This window comes from Elstera litoralis, from assembly GCF_000963705.1.
Classification (GTDB): domain Bacteria; phylum Pseudomonadota; class Alphaproteobacteria; order Elsterales; family Elsteraceae; genus Elstera; species Elstera litoralis.
The window spans coordinates 1-929 of record NZ_LAJY01000803.1; the positions used below are offsets into that span (position 1 = coordinate 1).

1 protein-coding gene is annotated in these 929 nt (G+C 53.2%); it reads left to right on the forward strand.

The features are described from left to right. A partial coding sequence (locus VZ95_RS19875; protein ID WP_045777409.1) for a histidine kinase dimerization/phospho-acceptor domain-containing protein occupies positions 1–929 on the forward strand: 929 nt, incomplete at both ends.

Here is a 929-nt window from a genome sequence, read left to right on the forward strand (position 1 = left end):
GCAACCTTGCTCGATCAAGATAGTATTTCGCGCCGAAGGCAGGCACAACGCCGCGAGGCTCTTCTTGTTCTGAGGGTGAGCCTCAATCAATTGGCGCATAGTCTTGCGAACCTTGTTCAACCATCCTCTGGGCTCGACACAACATCGGCTTGGCGGGCAGCCAATGAGCTATTTGATAATGCTGAGGGGCGCGATTTGCGTTTGTTGCTCGCCGACAGTCTGGCAAGAGAAGAAGCTTCCCTGCGGGAAAAGCGCGCGGACACTGACGATACGTTGGCCTGGCTTCGACAGCTTTGGATTGGAACAACGACCTTCCTTGTTCTCACAGCCCTCGTCCTCACCATCAGTTTCGCGCGTACCCTTAGGCGGCCTCTTATGGCGCTGACCGAGGGGGCCGCAGCCCTGCGCGACGGTCAATTATCCCATCGAATCTTACTCCGGGGATCTGATGAGTTTTCGGAGGTCGCGCGTAGCATGAATAGTATGGCAGAGGAATTGTCGGCACACCGCGCCCGAGAGTTGCAGGCGCGTCAAGCGCTTGAGGAACAGGTTGCCTGCCGGACAAAAGAGCTAACCATAGCGCTCAATGCTCAGAAAGACGCTGAAGCGCGCCGTCGCCAACTTTTTGCCGACATCAGTCACGAACTCAGGACCCCAACAACCGCCATTCGGGGTGAGGCTCAAATTGCGTTGCGCGGGGAAGAAAAACCTTCCGAAGAATATAGAGATTCCTTACGGCGTATCGACGATGCGACCCAACAACTGGGTAAGATAATCGATGATCTCTTGACTATGGCACGCAGTGATATTGATACATTATCTCTACACAGATCGTTGATTGACATCAGAGATGTTCTTAAGGACGTTGTATCTCTTGGTATGGCGATGGCAAAAACCTATAATGTGCAGATTACCAGTGAACCTTKGCC